Below are 15,136 nucleotides of genomic sequence, written 5' to 3' on the forward strand. Positions count from 1 at the left end.
CCTTTTCGATTAACAGTCAGTACCTTCTGAAAGTAACAATGCATCTTCTAATTCAACTCCAAGATAGCGGATTGTATTATCTACCTTTGTATGGCCAAGTAGTAGCTGCACCGCTCGGATATTTTTCGTTTTTGCATAGACTAACGTAGCTTTCGTTCGCCTCATTGAGTGAGTGCCATACAAGTTAGGATCCAATCCCAGATTAGAAGCCCATCTCCTCACTAAGTATCTATAGTACGAATAGCTAATCGGTTGTTGCTTTCGCCTTTGGCTTGGGAAAAGAAAACTGCTGTCATGTAGCGAAGCCATCAAAATCCATTTCATTAGACTCTGTTGAGTTCTTGTCGTTATCTCAAATTGCACTTCAATGCTTGTTTTTTGTTGAATATGCTTAACACGGCTAAATATCCTATCTTGCGAAGATACATCGCAAACTCTGAGGGAAAGCAAATCACTCGCTCTAAGTTTGCTATCAATGGCTAAGTTGAGCAAGGCAAGCTGCATCAAATTATTTTCAATTTCTAATCTGGTTCTGATCCGCCAAATTTCCTCAAGCCGAAAAGGCTTTTTGACTCCACTTCGTTTCGTTTTGTTGAAAACCACCATAATGACCTCCTTTTTGATTGGTCATCACGATTGTAGTTGGCAAGAATTTGTTAGTGGTTTTGTTAATTTAGCAATAGATAAATATAGGGCAAACGCACACTTACAAAATGTGGATGACACTCCTTCTCTAAACCATAATGGGGCACTTTTGACTTACAGAGTACCCATTGCGAATGCTCTATACCTAAGCGCATTAAACTTGTTTAAATAGTGAAGTGCTCAATACAGCTTTAGCAACATACGCGACATATACTTATATGATATGCATGTAAACCTTGTTGTGATTCACCTGACAAGTGATCCCCTTTCGCAATCCGCCTTGTCATCATATCGCATGTAATATCTAAATTATTGTTAAATAAGGTATATTATCCTATCAAAGATAGAATATATTTCATTAAATGATACTTGCACTATAGCTGTAACATATCAATCCAGTTCGAAAAGTGGTCATTCGTTATTATTTAAGTCTTTGATATATCGAAGTACATGAAGTACATATGTTACTTAAAGTAAAAATGAAGGGATCGAACAAACCTAGCTAGGGTTGATTAATCTCTAAGGACTAAGGTTTAAAATGGTGTGTAAGATATCAAAGACAAGCTATTTAAATTACAGTAACGGCCGCAAATACGCTCAAGTTTTCAAGCCTTGTCTGTTTGGTTGACTGTCTTAATACAGAAACATCCTGTTTGCGCTTGCCTTCTACTCCACTGCTGTGGCACTTACTAACCATCAATACCCTTTTCTCTGGCTATCAAGTCAAACCCATGCTCAAGGCCATGAATTACTTCACGCAAATGACTCTTATGTGCTGAGTTTAAACTAGCTATGACTCGACCGATTTCATTTGCTAAATCGCAAAGCTCAATATCCCCATCAGGAAGACTATCCAGAGCTGACATGAGATCTGAAACGAAGGTATATCGGTTCACCAAATTTGAACCCTCTTCATTAAAAACTTCATTTCGGTCAGCCATGAAATCATCGGTAACCCGTTCGACTTCGTCAGCGAAAGATACCCAATCTGGCTTTGCTTCGGTCAATTTTTCCTTGCTCATCGCATGTAACCTAACAGTTGATTTAGAATAGTTTCAGTATAACAAAGTCAACTAGACTGCCGTTAGAACGAATGCAATGAAACAAACTTCGGGGAAGTAACGTGTTACGTCCCTAACCCCATTGCACGTGAGAGCGCGTTACTTGATTGGTGTCACGACTGAATTTTCATCCAATAACTCTTGTTGCAGGTCAAACACCCTAAAACGCAACCTCGCATTTTCAGCCTCCAACTGCTTCCGAGCCTCAATGGCATTGTTTCGCTGAACCCTGTATTTATCCTTAAGCTCATTTGCTTTTTTTAGTTCGTGCTTGAGCCTATCAAGCTCAGACAATGGGACATCTAGCTCAATATCTAAACCTGTTGTCATTGCCTTATCACGGTTGAGGTTGTATTCATCGATCACAGGCTTGGCGTAGGCCACGAACTCTTTGAACTTATGGATATAGCTATTGCCAAGCCGAGCTTCATTATTGATTCGGTTCAACGTGAGTTTACCCGTTACCTTAACATGAAGCGGCTTACCATTTAATAGTCGCTGAAATGCATTGACCAGTAACCCCTCGGCCTTGCTGGTCGCCTTATACTCTACTTTCATAACCACACCGCCTTAATATCATCATTGAAGCAATCAAATAGTATGTTGTGCTTGACTAACGTTGGTTCAATCGACTGAATCTTCTTTTTTCTAGCATCCAGAATCAACTCATTGGCATAATCACCTATATCATTGATTGCCCTAAATGAAGCAATGAGGTTATCCCGCTCCCTTGAAAGCCTTTTGGCCGCCTTGTCAGTGATAACCTTATGCTCACAAGGGACTTCAACGATATCCACTAGGGAGCAAAGGCGTTCACAATTACGGTTGGTGCAGTAGCCACCTGTAGGAAGTAATACAATGGATTTGTCACCAGACCTTACCAATGCCTCCAGTTCACTCCGAGACATCACGATTTCTTCACCCAGTGCTAGCCGCTCTGCTTTATTCTGAGCTATACGCTCGCCCTCAGCACCACTTAAGGTTTCGGATACATTGTAAATCTCATCCCATGCGTCCACAGCAGATGCTTCAATTGCTTCATCAAATTCACTAATTAACTTGGTATCCATCAGCAATAGGTTGGTGCGCGCGAGTTCCGAATAATTCGCATACCAGTTGGACATGTTAATATTGCGGTGCTTTAGCTGGTATTTTACTGTGAGTGCGTTGCCCAGTCGGTTTTTCACCATAAAGACCACAAAACTCCGTCGTAAATCATGGGAACTTAGCTTAGGTAAACCGCCTCCAACCTTTAAACTTCCTGCTCGCTCTGGATTTAAAAGGTCAAATTCTTCAACTTCTTCGGCAGTCGCAGTAATGTTGAACTCTTTCATATTCAATGCATCATCAGCACCTTCAATCTTGTACTTTAACGATGTTTTATTTATGAGCGCTTCACTGTTTAAAGGGATGTCAGAAGAAATAAAGGCACTCTCAAGGTCTTGCTTCTTAGCGTTGTATTGGTCTTGGGTTAGCTGACCATTTTGATAGCCGTCATCCAGTCGCTCTAACTGATATTTCCTTGCGGCTTGCGTGGCATCATAAGCTAGCTCTAACGCCAACTTTGCAATTGGTGCAGTATTCCATGTCGCATAGATCTTTTCGCCCTTAATTCCCTTTGTCGAAAACCCTGAAACCTTGGGCACAGCAGCTAATGTATCGTCATAACTCTCTTTGTTCATGGAAAGTAGCTCTTCCTTTCGGGCTGCGGAGAACAAACCGACACAGATAAAACACATCCTGAGTAATGTGCCTAACCAAGCTCCACGTCTGGAAAACGAAAAATTAGGAATGGCTTTTCGTTCAGGCCACTTACTTGTTTTGCGAGATATCCTAGCGTTGAATGTGTGCATTTGCCTCTCACTAAGGCTACTCACACCAAGCGCTTTAAGCTCAGCTTTGAACATTTCATCCTGATAGGTGTATAGCTTTTCCATCGCTACTGGAATCTGATGACGATAGGGGTGATAGGTTTCCACAAACTCAACAACGATCTTTAAAATACTGACATGAATCGTTTCTGGAAACGCAATTGCCTGACCTTCACAAGCATCAGGTTTAACCCACTGGATATACTCTCGTTTATGGACATAACGCGTTACAAGGCCCGCTTTATTCAGTGCATTAATCGTAGACGCAATGTGTTTGCACCAGGCTTCACCGCCCCCCCTATGTAATGCTTTAGTGCACTTTTTCCACTCTCGCTCGCTCGAAAGCAAACTGAAGTCACTTTTTATCCAGCATTTAGCAATGGTGTATAAGTCACACCTAGCCCTTACCAACGAACTAACCGCCATATGTGAATCAGAACCAGAGTTCTTCTTTTGCCATTGCATCAGTGCATAGAGGTAAGACTGAATATCGTGGCGGTACTTCTCATCAATTTGCCCAAAAGACATTGTTTTTACATTCTGGTTCAGGGCGTGGAAGTCCCACACTACATCAAAGACACGTGATACACCGTTCTTGTCAGAGTCAAACGTCACATACGGATTTTCAGCGAGTTCTTGGCGAAGCTGTATAAGCTGTTTAGACATTTCATTACCCCTTAAAGAATTGTCCTGCACTGGCTCGGGCTTGATAAAGCGGATGGTAGTCGCCATCATCCACTTTTTGTTTTGCTTGAGCGTAATTTTTCGGTGCTTTTTGTTTCAGCCTGAAAAGGACTTTTATCAACATCCCCTCCACCACAAAATACTCATCTTTCGGTGCGGAATTACTTGCTGCCATTTCTTTGAGATCTTCGATTTGCTCCAAAAATGACAGCATTAACCAGATATCATTTTCTGACGCCACCAATTTATGGCTGTCACAATCAAAGCAGGCAAGAAAATCCGTACAACGCCCTTTATCTTGGGAAAAATCGACCCCCAACTGCTTCATACGCCTTGCCTCTGCAATAAGTTTCTCTGGTGTTGGTCCTGCGCATTTGATGCCACTGGGCGTGGTCATTAATGGCTGCTCTTGGCTTTCACGGATACGCAATTTCTTATAATCATAATCAGACAAAACATCGCTGTGCATTACCTTAGAGCCTTCAATGGCTTTGCCAACTTCCTCACCTTTAGCAATAGCGCTTAATGCGCCAAACGTGGCATTTAGGTTATTATCATGGTCTGCCTGAACGCCGCTAGAGTAGCGTTTAGCGACAACATTCACGGTATTATTCAATCCCTGTGACACAAGGAATATATCTTCAGTCACTCGCATCAGCACATCGGACTTTGTTGCCCTAAATCGACTTGTCGTAACCTTTAACCCCGTTATTTTCTCAAGCTGTGAATTGATGCAGCCAATCTTTGAACCGTGGGTATTGAACGAGAAGACCTCACCTCTGGAACTAAAATAAGGACAAAGCGGCAGCTCATTTGATAACGGAATCCCCAGTGATTGGTACATCGCTTTAGAGGTATTTAGCCATCGGGTAATCAACCCTTTAGTTCGCAGGCTAAAGCCAGCACTATTATCCAAACTTTTATAGCCTGCCCTAAACTTTTCACCGCCAAGAACAAACCGCCCACTGCCAATACTTTTAAATGCAATGTCCTTGTGAAGAATATTAGCAAGCACTGATGTATTCATACCTGTTAGCATTGAGAATACGAAAAACCAATTGCGTGAAGCCTGATTATAAAATACCTGCCTATTCAACTGCTCAAGTTGAAGTGAACTACTCTTTTTAGTTCCTGCCGTAGGTTTCATGCACCTCTTAAAACCACGTTTCTTATAACTAATTTGACTTGGTGTCCATCCAAGACGCTTTGCTTGCTCGTCAAACAACTCTTCATCAAAGAACGGATGGATATCTAACAACTCATTTTTCTCAATCGCCTCCTGAAAGGCCAGTGCACCTTTAACCAATATCTTGGATAGTGGCTTCAGCTCTGTTTCCAGATGGAACGCTTTGTTCGCAGCCAAAGGGCTTGCTGCAACCTTCGGCAACGCCTTAAGGTCAGACTCTCTGCTCCACAGCCTTAACAGGAAAGACAAGCTGCATTGAATCTGTGGTGCTTTCGATACCAGCTCACCTTTCTCGCGTAATTTATTGAAGTGCTTAATGCAATCTCTCATGATGGCATTACTGAAAAGGTCACCGTGATAACCGATGCCGTCAAGATATTGAAAGTAGTTTACAAGTCCCGAAAAATAACGCTGTTTTGATTTGTTTGCAGGTAAGGGGGTTAGCATTTGGTGAATGTCCCTGACGATATCATCCCGATTCGCCAACACACCACTCCCTGATTCAATCTGTTTCACTGTCGGGACATTACGGTAGCGTAGGCGGTGGGTGTAGGATTTAATTCCACTGCCACAATCTAATGCCATATCTTCAAAGCAGAGTGGGATGATAGGTGTGCTGGTCTTCTTTGTTGTAATTTTGGTTCGCTTTCGTCCTTGGCTCATAGTGTCACCTCCAAATCATCAAAAGCGCCAATATAGTCCAGTACGTCCTCGTAAATTTCATCGGCAGAGGGCATATCCTGTGCAATTTTCAGGTATTCCATGGTCGTCGCCCTATCTTCATGACCTAGCAGTGCTGATACCCTATCCAATGCTTCATCAGGTGTGATTGATGGATTGCCATACTCATCCATTTTATTTAAAAGGTGGCGGAAGATATTCACAGCAAACGTTGAGCGTAAGTTATGTATGGAGCCGACAATCGGTTTGTCGAGACCTTGGGTTAGGTTTGCAGTGTTACGAATTTCCACCCAGCGCCCAGTAAAGTCCTGTAGCCGTGTAAACATCGGTTTCCCAGACTGGGTAATAAACAGGTATTCCAGCTCGGGGTTAATGGCATCGTCACCCTCAAAGAGATGCGTATTACCAATCTCAACCTGCTCATTGCACCATGCTTTGAATTTCTCAAGGCGCTTTTGATACCTGTCAGACTGCGAGTAATCGTAAAGCATCTTCATCAATGCGGCGGGGATAATAGTAACGCGGCTATTATTCTTCTCTGCGAAGCCCTCAGCCGTCTTTGTGAGTGATTGGTACTTATCACCGACACCCAAATCCATCACTGGCTTTTTAAACACCTCTTTGCCATCCTGAATCAGGGTTTCAGGGTTAACAATCTGTCCCAAATGAAGGCTCGCTGCTTCCTCTCTGCGTAACCCCGTATTACGGCAAATCATTGGGTGCAGGCAAAATTCAATCGGCAGTGAGTGCAGTTTATTATTGTCACCATGACGAACCACCCTGCGGGACTTCATCAGTATGTTTTGTAGGATGTTCCATTCACTATTCGTAAACGCCTTTAAGTCACGACGTAGGTTGTTGAGGTTCGTGCCGCCACTGCGAGATGATTTAGAAAACTTAATCCGCATATCCGTCGTGTGAACCTGCTTACGCTGGTAAGCTTTCATACTGGATGCAGACGCCTCGTAATGGATGTTCACCGTCTCGAACTGGAAGGGTGGATTATTGAAGCGGATGCCTTGGCGAAGGCAGTGTTTATAAAAGCCAACTACACTGCTTATATATTGCCTAGCCGTTGTTTTAGCCAATACACCATCAATAGCGAGTTGCTTTATCCCATTTCGATATTGGTAGGTTAACCGCTCTTGTTTTTTACGAGAAAAAGCATTCCATTCTGGGCGGGGGTCATCATAGAGAGGGTCAAAGTCCTCTTCATCGTATTCAGCGTCCCATTCTGCCTGTTTATCCAATACAAAGCTAAAATAATGAGCAAGCCCCTGAGCATCTGTACCAAGCTCAAGTACACCGTCATCGATTGCTTTCGATAATAAGAACTCATTGACCATATCTAATGGTTGGTAGCTGATTAGGTTGTCTTTATCGTCATACCCAACAATATGGAGTAAGGGGAGTTTCTTGATGGGAATTTTATTGCCATTGGCACGGTATGTAACCTGAGGTTCACCACTCTCATCAATGGACACCAATGGTTTCTTGTAAACGAAGTTAGGGATCGTCGAAATTTCTACTTCTTTTCGTATGATCTTTTTCTGATTTATATAGTTATCTGGCATATAAAACCTCATGCCGTACATACGATCAGAATATACAGCATTCTCAACTTTGAAAGTTAATTATGAGGTTTTAGTCTATCAGGTAAGTTTTGGATATGATCCTCCCAGTCTACCACGTCGATCTCGTATACCACTTTGTTACGTACGCTTTCGCCAGCAGCATGCATCGCAGATTTAGAGCCTGTAATCAGAGGGTGCCATTCAGGAATCGGCTGATTTTCTGCTAATAAGCGGTAAGCACAGGTGTGTGGCAACCAAGTGAAGTCATCAATATCGTCGCGGGTTAGCTTGGTACATTCCTCACCTGATGTGAATCGGTTTGGGTAGTCTTTGCACGAGCAGGTTTTGCTATTTAACCAACTGCACGCCACGTTGGTGTAGTAGATTTCGTCCGTGTCTTCATCCATGAGCTTATGCAGGCAGCACTTACCACAACCATCACAGAGAGCTTCCCACTCCTGCTCGGTCATTTGTTCTAGTGATTTGCTTTCCCAAAATGGCTGGCTCATAACATTACTTCGGTATCGGACAAGGGGAGCGTTTTATACCGTTTAGACGCGTAAAGTTCAAGGGCAATTTTTGTACGGAACAGAGAAGTGAAGGCAGCATTTAAGAGGCTTTCTGAAACTCTCTCAGATAAGCAACAGGTTAGCGAGTTCAACGGCCTCTGGCACGAGAGCCAAATGCGTAAGTTTTTGACGACTGTTTGAGGTACTTTGCTTTATAACTGCCATTGAGATGCACCAAAGTCCCCCGTAATCTATCCAAGTGATAACGCTGCTCGCTACTTCCCAGATTAAACTCTAACGTTTCACCATCAAACGCAAAGTGTGTACTGATTAAGTCTTCGTTCCAATAGATCCCTTCTTCCGCCACATGCAGCGTATTGGCGGCATAGGTCGCCACATTCGACTCTTCCCACACACCAAGTAATTCCTGGCGAGCCTGTTGGTGTTCGTAATCAACAATAAAGTAGACGCCGACACCGACCATAATGGCACCAGCTATGCCAAGGACAGTCGCGACCTTGCTGGAATGTTTTGTCCAAAAGCCTTTATCGCTCATATGACTCGACACTCCTGATTGTATATTTAATTTCAAAACGCCTAAAAAGCGTTTCCCCTAACCTTTAAGTTTAGTGGAACACGCATAAAACTAACAAAAATATAAATTAGAGCGGAACTGCTTTTACTCACACCCCAGTTATATGGGCGACCAAGTCATGAATGACATTAAGTAAACATGTAATGTGTCGAATGAACTTTATACTGCTATAGGCAATCTTTTTTGCTACTATCGCGCCCCTGTTTTTGATGAGACCGTCAATATGGAATGCCGATTAGGCTGCGGAGCGTGTTGTATCGCGCCAAGTATTTCTTCCCCGATTCCGGGTATGCCGAAAGGTAAGCCGGCTGGGACAAGATGTATTCAGCTCAATGAAGATAATTTGTGTAAGTTGTTTGGTAAACCAGAAAGACCGAAAGTGTGCCACGAATTTAAACCCTGTCCTGTCGTCTGTGGTAGTACGAACCAGCAAGCGATCGACAACATTACTGAGCTTGAAAATCTGACATAAAAAAGCCGCTTTATCATAAAGCGGCTTTTTCGTTTTAGAGGCTGAGTATCACACCAGCGATTGATGCACTCATTAAGTTGGCCATTACCCCTGCTGCAATGGCACGGAACCCATACTGGGAAATAAAGCTGCGACGCTCAGGCACCAAGCTACCCAGTCCACCAATCAGCATTGCCATTGTCGAAATATTCGCGAAACCACACAAAGCGAACGTCACAATCGCCTGTGAATGCTCACTTAGCTGAGACTTCACTTCCATTAGCTGAATGAAGGCAACAAATTCATTAACCACCACTTTGTTGCCAATCAGAGAGCCTGCCGTAATCGCTTCACTCCAAGGCACACCCAGCAGCCAAGCAACAGGTGCAAACAAGTAGCCTAAGATGAGCTCAAAACTTAGCTCCATACCTACCAGACCACCTATCCAGCCCAGCATGCCGTTAAGCATGGCAATCACACTGATAAATGCTAGCAAGGTGGCACCAACGGCTACAGCAATTCGTAAGCCGGACATCGCCCCATCCGCCATCGCCTCTACAACATTGGTCGCGCGTGGCATATCGACATTGTCCATTTCAACCTGAGCGTCTATTTTTTCTGTTTCAGGAACCAAGATTTTTGCCATCAGCAAACCTGCAGGGGCTGACATAAATGCTGCCGCGATCAGGAAGTTGAGGTCCACGCCCAGCGACGCGTATCCGACCAGTGTACCACCAGCCACGGATGCAAGACCGCCTGTCATCACAGCAAAAAACTGTGAATCGGTCATCTGGCGCAGATAAGGCTTTACTACTAGAGGCGCTTCAACCATACCGACGAAAATGTTTGCTGTCGCAGACAGAGATTCTGCACGGCCTATTCCCAGCAGTTTTTGTAATCCGCCGCCGATCACATTGATCACTTTCGGCATTAGCCCAATATGATACAGACCGGAGATTAACGCAGAGAAGAAGACGATAATACCCAACACGTTGATGGCAAAGGTAAAGCCACCGGTTGCCAACCCACCAAACAAAAAGGCAATCCCTTCCTGACCATAGTTGATCAGATTCGACACCGCTCCGGTGACATTGTTCAGCACTTCCTTACCTGCCGGTACATAGAGGACTAACAGCGCAAAGGTAATCTGCAGAGCAAATGCTAAAGATACCGTTTTCAGGTTAATATTTTTTCTGTTGGTAGAAAGTAGCCATGCCAGTGCAAGAATGGCGATGATTCCGAGGATCGAGTTCATGGAAATATCCAACTAAAAGGGGTATTAAGAATGGCGTCGGATAATATTCCGTTACAAATGAGATGCAAATCCAAGTTGTTAAAATCCGGTTTACTTTCCACAACTCAAACTTTAATCAACGCAATAAGCTGCTGTTTTCAATCAAGATAAACGTTTGCTTTTTCTTATTGTTTCCAGAAAGAAAAAATGTTTCCAAAAACAGAAATAATCTCAGGGCGAAAATCAGGCTTTAGGTCGGTGGATATAGGGAGACAATCGTTTGTCCCAGTAGCAAGGTGAACCAATTTTCTTCTTGATGAACTCAATTACTGCTGTTGTCTTAGTCGGCAGGTAACGGCGGCTAGGGTAAACCGCATAAAATGGCATGTTCTGACTGGGTAACCACTCAGGTAAAAGCTGAATCAGCTGACCTTGTTTAAACTCATCACGAATCAGATAAGTGGCGAGGTAAGCGACTCCCCACCCAGCGACAGCCGCATCTCTAACTGCTTCGGCCAGATCGACCGAATAATTTCCAGACACCTTTACATTTATTTGATCGTCACGATTGGAAAATGCCCAACTGGTATAATCGCGCTCCCAACTTCGATAAATCAAACAATTATGATCAACCAAATCATTCGGGTGATGAGGGGTGTCATATTTCATCAGATACTCTGGCGAAGCCGCGACTACGAACTGGCTGTCCGCTAACCGCTGTGCGACATATCCTTCCGGCAGCATCTCGTTATTGGTAATCCAGAGATCAAGCCCCTCTTGCAACATGTCGACCTTGTAGTCAAACAAATGCATCTCTACTTGCAGGTTTGGGTGTTGCAACCGTAACTCATCAATCGCAGGAAGAATATGTAAGGTACCAAACGACTGCGATAAGCCGATTCGAATCAACCCCGCCACTTCATCTTTTTGGCTTTCAACTTCCAGATGTGCTTCTTCAACACTTCGCACCACTTTCTGGCAATGATAGAAAAACTGTTCTCCTGCCTCAGTCGGCGTAAAAGTCCGTGTGGTGCGTTGAACTAACTTAACCCCTAGCGACTCTTCCAACAGAGCCAGTTGCTTACTGACATGTGAAACAGAGACACCCAGACTCTTGGCGGCCTGAGTAAAGTTTTTATGAGTAAGTAAGGCGGCAAACACCACCATTTGAGACGCGCGATCAGACAGCACAAGGACTCCACAAACTAAAAGGAGCTCCGAAGAGCTCCTAATCAAAACAATTAAAGTGCGATTCTATCGGCCAGATGGCTGACGGCTAAAGCGAAATAATAAGAGCGATTCCACTTCATCAACACATTATAGTTGTTGTATACCAGATAAACGCGGCCATTGGCGTCATCAGGAGCAATCAACCAAGCTTTAATATCTTCGTCCAATTGAGGCAGCGGACGCCCGTCATAGCGAGTGACCCCCATTTTGCTCCATTCCTGAAGGTACTTGCCTCTCTCTTCACTGCGACCCTGAATGCTAGTATCAAAACCGTGCGGCAGCTTAACCTGACGTCCCCAAGTATAGGAATCGGTCCAGCCAGACTGGCTCAAGTAATTGGCTGCAGAGGCAAACACATCGGCTTCGTTATCCCAGATGTCTTTCTTGCCGTCACCGCTGCCATCCGCGGCATAAGAAAGAAAAGAACTCGGCATAAACTGACACTGGCCCATCGCCCCTGCCCATGAGCCCTTCATGTCCTCAGGCTTGATATGCCCTTCTTCAAGAATCGTCAGCGCTGCCATGGCTTCATTGCGGAAAAACGCTTCACGGCGACCGTCATAAGCCATGGTCGACAGCGCATCAATCACACTGTAATTACCAGTGAATTTACCAAAATTACTCTCAACGCCCCAAAGCGCGACAATAAAGCGAGGTTGAACGCCATATTCCTCACCAATACGCTGTAGCTCTTCTTTATGCTTCACGTACAGCTCTTTGGCCTGTTTTACTTTCCAGTCAGGCACTGCACGAGGAATGTATTCATCCAGCGTGAGTTTTTTTTCTGGTTGGTTACGATCGGCTTTCACGGCCCGTGGTTTATACGTCACGTCCTCAAAAGCCGCAGAAATTGTTTGCTCAGAGATGCCTTTTTGTCGCGCCTCTTGTTTTAATCCTTCAACGTATTGCTCAAAGCTCAGCTCATTAGCCCAAGCTGAGCTCGCAATCGTCGCACCTAGTATGACTGACAATAATTTTTTCACATTGCCCTCCTTGAGCAACATTATGATTCGCCAACAACTTCCCTATTATAGATGAGAGAAATTATTCTGATTGCTGGCGCGCCTTTTGTTCTTTGTATTCGTCCAACAGGTTTTTTGGCGGTGGCGGCAACTGAAGGAAAAAGCCTTCATCTTTCATCGATTGCTTCACTTTTTCAATGTCGACTTGAGCCAGTTCGCGACCGTCCAAATTCACCATCATGACCATGGTAGGTTTGCCAAACATTTGCATCAATGTGTCAGGAACTTGTGAAAAATCATCCTTTTTCGGGATATATAGGTACGCGCCTTCTTTTTTAGAACTTTTGTAAATTGCACAAAGCATGGGAAGCCTTTTGTCTGTTTAGATTCAGAGAACGTCAATGTTTCGCTATTTTTGAGAGCAAAACACTCAATTGAGCGCAAGATAACTTGCTGTGCTTATTGTGGGAATATAACATGACAACCCTAGTCTCAGGCAACGTCCTTACGAGGTTCCCAAAAAAAGATGTCGAATTCACCGGACCTGAAAGGTAGTAGTTTTACTTTGTCCGTTTTACACCTTTCAAATAACGATGTTGAAAACACACTCCAATTTCTCAGTGAAAAAGTCGAACAAGCGCCGGCTTTTTTCGCTCAAGCCCCTGTTGTCATCAATATTTCAAAAGTTGATGGTGATATTGACTTTGCGAGACTAAAACAAGGGATTTCACACGCTGGAATGATTCCAGTTGGTGTAACAGGCGGTCGCGATAAACGCACTCAGAATCTGGCTTCAGAGGCTGGTTTTGCTGTTATGTCAGCCAGTAAATCCCCTTCTCAGGCTCCAGCAAAAATGGCACCAACCAAGATTATTCGCACCCCGGTACGATCTGGTCAGCAGATCTACGCCAAGGACTGTGATCTGGTAGTGTTAAGCCACGTCAGTGAGGGTGCCGAGGTTATTGCAGATGGTTCTATTCACATTCACGGAACACTCCGTGGTCGTGCGATTGCTGGCGCCAGTGGCAACACGGGCGCAGTGATCATCTGCAATAAGCTTAATGCCGAATTAATGTCAATTGCCGGTCACTATTGGCTCACAGAACAGTTTGCAGATGAATACTGGCAGAAGAAAGTTATGTTCAGTTTGGACAATGACTCGCTCAAGTTCGAGTTGTTAACCGTTTAAAGATTAATAAGGAACACATAATGGCACGCATTATTGTTGTCACGTCAGGTAAAGGTGGTGTAGGTAAAACCACGTCAAGTGCCGCTATTGCTTCAGGCCTGGCACTTAAAGGAAAGAAAACCGCAGTGATCGATTTTGATATTGGTCTACGCAACCTAGATTTGATTATGGGCTGTGAACGCCGCGTAGTTTACGATTTCGTGAACGTAATCAATGGCGAAGCCACGCTTAATCAGGCATTGATCAAAGACAAACGTACAGACAACCTCTTCATTCTACCTGCCTCTCAGACGCGTGATAAAGATGCACTGACTCGCGATGGGGTTCGCCGTGTATTTGATGAACTGGATGAAATGGGCTTTGATTTCATCATCTGTGACTCTCCGGCAGGTATCGAGCAAGGCGCACTGATGGCGCTATACTTTGCAGATGAAGCTATTGTAACAACGAACCCCGAAGTTTCTTCGGTTCGAGACTCAGACCGTATCTTGGGCATTTTGGACTCGAAGTCACGCCGTGCTGAAGAAGGGCTAGAGCCAGTTAGACAGCACCTGCTGTTAACCCGTTACAATCCAGCACGCGTTACACAAGGTGAAATGCTGAGCGTAGAAGATGTCGAAGAGATTCTGCATATCTCACTGCTTGGTGTAATCCCAGAAAGTCAGGCGGTTCTGAATGCTTCAAACAAAGGTGTACCAGTGATCTTCGATAACGAAACAGACGCGGGTATGGCTTACGACGACACTGTCGAGCGCTTATTAGGATCACAAGTGGATTTCCGCTTCCTAACCGAGCAGAAGAAAGGGATCTTCAAACGACTATTCGGAGGCTAAATGTCATTACTTGAATTTTTCCGCCCGCAGAAGAAAACGTCTGCCAATTTAGCCAAAGAGCGTCTGCAAATCATCGTTGCGGAACGTCGTAGTCAGGGTGACCCGTCACCTTCGTACCTGCCACAGCTCAAAGAAGACATTCTGAAGGTAATTGGTAAATACGTCGCTGTGGATCCTTCTATGGTTGATCTCTCTTTTGAACACAAAGACGACGATATTTCTGTACTGGAGCTGAATGTAAAACTTCCGGAAGACGAGAAGTAAAACCAGTGAAATAGAATTTAAAAGCCAATGCGAGAGCATTGGCTTTTTTAATGGCTGCAAGTTTTACCGCGCGTAACTTCTATCAGCACCTTTCAGCAATTCTTATAACGAAAAAAAGCCCCAACCTTTCGATTGGGGCTAAACCTTTTCCCGATAGTTAGGTTTCG

General features: G+C 44.2%; 16 protein-coding genes. 4 read left to right on the forward strand and 12 right to left on the reverse strand.

Translation table 11 applies throughout. The annotated features are described in order from the left end of the window. Nucleotides 1-9: 9 nt before the first annotated feature. From IX95_RS01055 to IX95_RS01090, 8 genes are all read right to left on the reverse strand, one after another. The gene (locus IX95_RS01055) at nt 10-606 is read right to left on the reverse strand and encodes a tyrosine-type recombinase/integrase (RefSeq protein WP_038156088.1); all 597 of its coding nucleotides are present in this window, start codon (nt 604-606) and stop codon (nt 10-12) included. A gap of 728 nt (nt 607-1,334) precedes the next feature. Further along, on the reverse strand, nt 1,335-1,667 hold the full coding sequence (locus IX95_RS01060) for a hypothetical protein (protein ID WP_235202553.1): 333 nt from the start codon (nt 1,665-1,667) through the stop codon (nt 1,335-1,337). Nucleotides 1,668-1,805: 138 nt separating this feature from the next. Continuing rightward, nucleotides 1,806-2,264 (reverse strand): hypothetical protein, encoded by a 459-nt coding sequence (locus tag IX95_RS01065; RefSeq protein ID WP_038156090.1) that lies wholly within the window; start codon nt 2,262-2,264, stop codon nt 1,806-1,808. Then, nucleotides 2,261-4,243: a hypothetical protein gene (locus IX95_RS01070; RefSeq protein ID WP_038156092.1), complete on the reverse strand. Its 1,983-nt coding sequence runs from the start codon at nt 4,241-4,243 to the stop codon at nt 2,261-2,263. Before IX95_RS01070 ends, IX95_RS01065 begins: the two co-directional genes overlap by 4 nt. Nucleotides 4,244-4,247: 4 nt before the next feature. Continuing rightward, entirely contained in the window at nt 4,248-6,110 is a 1,863-nt protein-coding gene (locus IX95_RS01075; RefSeq protein ID WP_038156094.1) for a hypothetical protein, read from the reverse strand. Next, complete coding sequence (locus IX95_RS01080; protein WP_038156096.1) at nt 6,107-7,702, reverse strand: integrase; 1,596 nt, start codon at nt 7,700-7,702, stop codon at nt 6,107-6,109. Before IX95_RS01080 ends, IX95_RS01075 begins: the two co-directional genes overlap by 4 nt. Nucleotides 7,703-7,758: 56 nt before the next feature. Further along, the gene (locus IX95_RS01085) at nt 7,759-8,211 is read right to left on the reverse strand and encodes a YcgN family cysteine cluster protein (protein ID WP_038156098.1); all 453 of its coding nucleotides are present in this window, start codon (nt 8,209-8,211) and stop codon (nt 7,759-7,761) included. A gap of 148 nt (nt 8,212-8,359) precedes the next feature. Then, nucleotides 8,360-8,767 carry a DUF2850 domain-containing protein gene (locus IX95_RS01090; protein ID WP_038156100.1) on the reverse strand — a complete coding sequence of 136 codons (408 nt, stop codon included), beginning with the start codon at nt 8,765-8,767 and terminating at the stop codon, nt 8,360-8,362. Nucleotides 8,768-9,029: 262 nt separating this feature from the next. Here IX95_RS01090 and IX95_RS25755 point away from each other — a divergent pair, with 262 nt between their 5' ends. Then, entirely contained in the window at nt 9,030-9,278 is a 249-nt protein-coding gene (locus IX95_RS25755) for a YkgJ family cysteine cluster protein (protein WP_006962944.1), read from the forward strand. A 34-nt stretch (nt 9,279-9,312) separates the two neighbouring features. Here IX95_RS25755 and IX95_RS01095 read toward each other — a convergent pair whose 3' ends face one another. The 4 genes from IX95_RS01095 to IX95_RS01110 form a co-directional block, all read right to left on the reverse strand. After that, nucleotides 9,313-10,512, reverse strand: coding sequence for a NupC/NupG family nucleoside CNT transporter (locus IX95_RS01095; RefSeq protein ID WP_038156102.1), 1,200 nt, complete (start codon nt 10,510-10,512; stop codon nt 9,313-9,315). A gap of 222 nt (nt 10,513-10,734) precedes the next feature. Next, nucleotides 10,735-11,682 carry a LysR family transcriptional regulator gene (locus IX95_RS01100; RefSeq protein WP_038156104.1) on the reverse strand — a complete coding sequence of 316 codons (948 nt, stop codon included), beginning with the start codon at nt 11,680-11,682 and terminating at the stop codon, nt 10,735-10,737. A 50-nt stretch (nt 11,683-11,732) separates the two neighbouring features. Next, nucleotides 11,733-12,704: a lytic murein transglycosylase gene (locus IX95_RS01105; protein ID WP_038156106.1), complete on the reverse strand. Its 972-nt coding sequence runs from the start codon at nt 12,702-12,704 to the stop codon at nt 11,733-11,735. Between the two features lie 61 nt (nt 12,705-12,765). Continuing rightward, the gene (locus tag IX95_RS01110) at nt 12,766-13,047 is read right to left on the reverse strand and encodes a YcgL domain-containing protein (protein WP_006962948.1); all 282 of its coding nucleotides are present in this window, start codon (nt 13,045-13,047) and stop codon (nt 12,766-12,768) included. 162 nt (nt 13,048-13,209) lie between these two features. On the opposite strand from IX95_RS01110, the gene minC reads away from it, so the two are divergent. Genes minC through minE form a run of 3 tightly spaced genes read left to right on the forward strand, consistent with a single transcriptional unit; the run spans nt 13,210 to nt 14,969 of the window. Then, nucleotides 13,210-13,872 (forward strand): septum site-determining protein MinC, encoded by a 663-nt coding sequence (gene minC, locus IX95_RS01115; protein ID WP_006962949.1) that lies wholly within the window; start codon nt 13,210-13,212, stop codon nt 13,870-13,872. 20 nt (nt 13,873-13,892) lie between these two features. Continuing rightward, a complete protein-coding gene (gene minD, locus IX95_RS01120) occupies nt 13,893-14,705 on the forward strand; it encodes a septum site-determining protein MinD (RefSeq protein ID WP_006962950.1) in 813 nt (270 codons plus the stop codon). Further along, nucleotides 14,706-14,969 (forward strand): cell division topological specificity factor MinE, encoded by a 264-nt coding sequence (minE, locus tag IX95_RS01125; protein ID WP_006962951.1) that lies wholly within the window; start codon nt 14,706-14,708, stop codon nt 14,967-14,969. The last annotated feature ends 167 nt before the right edge of the window (nt 14,970-15,136 follow it).

The sequence above is a fragment of the Vibrio sp. B183 genome (genome assembly GCF_000740665.1).
Classification (GTDB): domain Bacteria; phylum Pseudomonadota; class Gammaproteobacteria; order Enterobacterales; family Vibrionaceae; genus Vibrio; species Vibrio coralliilyticus.

Coding starts and splice junctions, on each gene's coding strand:
- IX95_RS01075 (WP_038156094.1), bottom strand. CDS start 6,110: ATGAGCCAAGGACGAAAGCGAACCAAAATTACAACAAAGAAGACCAGC.
- minD (WP_006962950.1), top strand. CDS start 13,893: ATGGCACGCATTATTGTTGTCACGTCAGGTAAAGGTGGTGTAGGTAAA.
- IX95_RS25755 (WP_006962944.1), top strand. CDS start 9,030: ATGGAATGCCGATTAGGCTGCGGAGCGTGTTGTATCGCGCCAAGTATT.
- IX95_RS01080 (WP_038156096.1), bottom strand. CDS start 7,702: ATGCCAGATAACTATATAAATCAGAAAAAGATCATACGAAAAGAAGTA.
- minE (WP_006962951.1), top strand. CDS start 14,706: ATGTCATTACTTGAATTTTTCCGCCCGCAGAAGAAAACGTCTGCCAAT.
- IX95_RS01060 (WP_235202553.1), bottom strand. CDS start 1,667: ATGAGCAAGGAAAAATTGACCGAAGCAAAGCCAGATTGGGTATCTTTC.
- IX95_RS01070 (WP_038156092.1), bottom strand. CDS start 4,243: ATGTCTAAACAGCTTATACAGCTTCGCCAAGAACTCGCTGAAAATCCG.
- IX95_RS01110 (WP_006962948.1), bottom strand. CDS start 13,047: ATGCTTTGTGCAATTTACAAAAGTTCTAAAAAAGAAGGCGCGTACCTA.
- IX95_RS01090 (WP_038156100.1), bottom strand. CDS start 8,767: ATGAGCGATAAAGGCTTTTGGACAAAACATTCCAGCAAGGTCGCGACT.
- IX95_RS01095 (WP_038156102.1), bottom strand. CDS start 10,512: ATGAACTCGATCCTCGGAATCATCGCCATTCTTGCACTGGCATGGCTA.
- IX95_RS01085 (WP_038156098.1), bottom strand. CDS start 8,211: ATGAGCCAGCCATTTTGGGAAAGCAAATCACTAGAACAAATGACCGAG.
- minC (WP_006962949.1), top strand. CDS start 13,210: ATGTCGAATTCACCGGACCTGAAAGGTAGTAGTTTTACTTTGTCCGTT.
- IX95_RS01055 (WP_038156088.1), bottom strand. CDS start 606: ATGGTGGTTTTCAACAAAACGAAACGAAGTGGAGTCAAAAAGCCTTTT.
- IX95_RS01065 (WP_038156090.1), bottom strand. CDS start 2,264: ATGAAAGTAGAGTATAAGGCGACCAGCAAGGCCGAGGGGTTACTGGTC.